Origin of the sequence: Streptomyces sp. SID5785 (assembly GCF_009870065.1) — a bacterium.
In the GTDB taxonomy this organism is placed as follows: Bacteria; Actinomycetota; Actinomycetes; order Streptomycetales; family Streptomycetaceae; genus Streptomyces.
In genome coordinates this window covers 1-3271 of the sequence record NZ_WWIA01001104.1, presented here as the reverse complement: position 1 = coordinate 3271, position 3271 = coordinate 1, and the positions used below count along the sequence as shown (strand labels likewise).

Genomic DNA, 3271 nt, shown 5'->3' with positions numbered 1-3271 from the left:
CCCCCGCTCCTCAATCGCCGGAGAGGCTTGAATTTGGGGGCTGCACACCAGCCCCGAAAAGGGGCGCGGGGAACTGCGCGCTCAGGCACGGCGCACCCGGCACCCGCAGCGGCGGAGCCCTACTCACTGAAGGACGGAACATGGCAGACGCGCTTCTCTCTCCCGTCACCGACGACGACGGCGCCCCCTTCTGGGAGTACGCCGCCCGGGGCGAACTCCGGGTCCAGGCCTGCGCCGCCCCCGCCTGCGGCGAACTCCGCTTCCCACCCCGCCCGTGCTGCCCGCACTGCGGCTCCTTCGACGCGGAGTGGCGCAGGACGAGCGGCCGCGGCCGCATCTGGTCCTACGTCGTCCCGCACCCCCCGCTGCTCCCGGCCTACGCCGCCCACGCCCCGTACAACGCGATCGTCGTCGAGCTCGCGGACGCCCCCCGCATCCGGCTCGTCGGCAATCTCGTGACCCGCGCCGACGCCCCGCTCGACTCGGTCGACCCGCACCGGATCCGCATCGGCGCCAAGGTGCAGGTGGTGTTCGCGGAGGTCGAGGGCGTGGTCCTGCCCCGCTGGACCCTGGAGCGGCCGTGACCCTGCGCGTCGAGACCGACCGGGAGACCGGCGTCGCGGTGGTCACCCTCGACCGCCCGCACCGGCACAACGCGATCGACCTGGAGCTGGCGGACGCGCTGCGCGCGGCCTGGCGCGGCTTCCGGTACGACGACGGGGTCCGGGCGGTTGTACTGACCGGGGCCGGCGGCAAGGCGTTCTGCACCGGCATCGACCGGGACGCCGACGTGCCGCAGCCCGGCTCGCCGTACGCGATGGACGACCCGCTGCTCACCGTCGGCCCGAAGGCGGGCGACCTGTGGAAGCCGGTGATCGCGGCGGTCAACGGCATGGCCTGCGGCGGCGCCTTCTACCTGCTCGGCGAGGCCGACTTCGTGATCGCCGACGAGCACGCGACGTTCTTCGACCCGCACACGACGTACGGCATGGTGAGCGCGTACGAGGCGGTGCACCTGGCCCAGCGGATGCCGCCGGGCGAGGCGGCCCGGCTCGCTCTGATGGGGTCGGCCGAACGCCTCTCGGCCCGCAGGGCGTACGAGAACGGCCTGGTCAGCGAGGTCACGGAGGCGGGTGGCGCGGCCCCGGCCGCGGTCCGCTGCGCGACGGCGATCGCCGCGCAGCCGACGGACGCGGTGCAGGGCACGGTGCGCGCGGTGTGGGCGGCGACCGAGGCGGCCCGCGCCCATGCCTTCGCGCTGGCCCCGCAGCTGATCGCGCTCGGGAACCTGCCGCCGGAGCGGCAGGCCGGGCTGTTCGCGTCGCGCGGGGGCCGGGGCGGCCCGGGGTTCCGGGTGCGCTGACGCACCGGCCCCGGAGCGCCCTCAGTTCGAGAGGATCGCCTCGCGGTCGGTCGCGCAGTGGTCGACCTCGGCGGCGAGCCCTTCGCCGCCGACCTTCACCTTGACGGTCGCCTGTCCGCGGGCCGGGACCCGCACGTCGGCGTAGTCGTCGGTGACCGTGATGCCGGAGGCGTCGAGGAAGTCGACGTGCGCGGAGAAGCGGGCCGCCTTGCCGTTCGGGTTGGTGACACGGACCCGGGCGTACGGGGTGTTCGCGTCGGCGCAGGAGATCAGGCGTGCGGTGCCGTTGCGCAGGGACGTGGAGCCGCCGGTGGACGTCGCCGTGGGCGAGGACCGGTAGGTGGGGCGCCGGGTGGTGGTGCGGCCGCCGGAGGAGGAGCCGGTCGAGCCGCTCCCGTAGGAGTCATCGTCGTCGTACGAGGAACCGGACGACGAGCCCGACGAACCCGAACCCGACGAGCCTGACGAGGACGACGACGAACTGTCGTGGTTCTGGCTGGAGCTGCTGCAGCCTCCCCCGCTGCTGCCGTGGCTCCCGCTGCGGTGGCTGCCGCCGCGGCCCCTGCCGGTCGAGAACCCTGTCAGGGCCATGACCACCAGAACCGCGAGCGCTGTGAGTTTGACTCCCCGTTTCGTCACGCCCGGCACCCTACAACGGCTACCGGCTGGTGCCCGTGCCCTTCTCCGCATCCAGGGCGTAGACGCAGCGGTCCTTGCTGCACGCGTACACGACGCCGTCGGTGACGACCGGGGTCCCGGTGATCTCGCCGCCGGTGGCGAGCTTCCAGCGGAGCCGGCCGTCGTCGGCCTTCAGCGTGTAGAGGAGGTGGTCGGTCGAGCCGAAGTGGATCCGGCCGTCGGCGACCACCGGGGAGCCGACGATCTCGCCGCCCGACTGGAAACGCCACTTCGGCGTGCCGGTGACGGCGTCCAGCGTGTACAGGCCCTGACCGGAACCGACGTGCACGTGGCCGTGCGCGACGAGGACCGGGTCGACGGAGCCGGGGCGCGGCTCGGTGGCGATGCGCCAGCGGTCGCGGCCGTCGGTGGCGTCGAGGGCGTAGACCGTGCCGAGGTGGTCGACGAGGTACACGCCGCCGCCGGTGACCGCCGGGCCGGGCACGTACGCGGGCGGGCACAGGAAGACGGCGGGCGCCTCGAAGTGCCAGCGGACGTGGCCGGAGGCGACGTCGACGGCGATGACCCGGGTGCCGGCCGCCACGTACACGTAGCCGTCGGCGGCCGGGGTGACGCGGACCGGGACGCCGCCGCAGGAGGCCGCGTCCCCGATCGGGTACGACCAGCGCTCCTCGCCGGTGCGGGCCTCCAGGGCGCGCAGCCGCGCGTCCTGCCACACGTAGACGGTCCCGTCGTGGACGACCGGACCGGCCTCGGGCGTCTCGAAGTCGGTCTGGCAGCCGGTGATCTCCCACAGCAGGTCGCCGTTGACGGCCTCGCGGGCCTGGACGCCGCCGCCGCGGGTGCCGGTGACGACGGTGCCGCGGTCGGCGGCGAGCGCGTACACCCAGGCATCGGTCTGGCGGCGCCACAGGTCGCCGCCCTCGCGGGCGTCGAGCGCCCACAGGGTCGGGCCGTCGGAGGCGTGGATGCGGCCGTCGGCGACGGCCATCGCCCACGCGACGTCGCGGGTCTTGAAGCGGCGCCGGCCGGTGGCCACGTCGAGGGCGTGCACCTCGAAGGAGGTGACGTAGACGAGGTCGCCGGCGACCTTCGGGGTGCCCCACACGTCGTTCGACATGCGGAACCGCCAGGGCCGCCAGCCGGGCGGCGTCTCGGGCGCGGGGGCGGGCACGCCGGGGTCCGCCGTCCCGTTCACCGCGAGGCCGGCCGGGCGGGAGCCGCGGGACCAGGACGCGGCGAGGCCGGACTCGGCGGGCGGCGCCTTCA

The 3271-nt window shown here is 74.8% G+C and carries 4 protein-coding genes; 2 read left to right on the top strand and 2 right to left on the bottom strand.

Annotated elements, in window-relative coordinates; all coding sequences use genetic code 11:
- Positions 1–140 precede the first annotated feature (140 nt).
- Positions 141–584, top strand: a complete 444-nt coding sequence (locus GTW43_RS35980; RefSeq protein WP_161306175.1) for an OB-fold domain-containing protein — start codon at positions 141–143, stop codon at positions 582–584.
- Positions 581–1363, top strand: a complete 783-nt coding sequence (locus tag GTW43_RS35975; protein ID WP_161306174.1) for an enoyl-CoA hydratase/isomerase family protein — start codon at positions 581–583, stop codon at positions 1361–1363. Before GTW43_RS35980 ends, GTW43_RS35975 begins: the two co-directional genes overlap by 4 nt.
- 21 nt (positions 1364–1384) lie before the next feature.
- On the opposite strand, the gene GTW43_RS35970 is transcribed toward GTW43_RS35975, so the two are convergent.
- Together GTW43_RS35970 and GTW43_RS35965 are read right to left on the bottom strand one after the other, a co-directional pair.
- On the bottom strand, positions 1385–2002 hold the full coding sequence (locus tag GTW43_RS35970) for a hypothetical protein (protein ID WP_343246225.1): 618 nt from the start codon (positions 2000–2002) through the stop codon (positions 1385–1387).
- A gap of 19 nt (positions 2003–2021) precedes the next feature.
- A partial coding sequence (locus GTW43_RS35965) for a PQQ-binding-like beta-propeller repeat protein (RefSeq protein ID WP_161306173.1) occupies positions 2022–3271 on the bottom strand: 1250 nt, incomplete at its 5' end.

Excerpts from the sequence above, each read along its gene's own strand:
- GTW43_RS35980 (WP_161306175.1), top strand. The coding sequence starts at position 141 with ATGGCAGACGCGCTTCTCTCTCCCGTCACCGACGACGACGGCGCCCCC.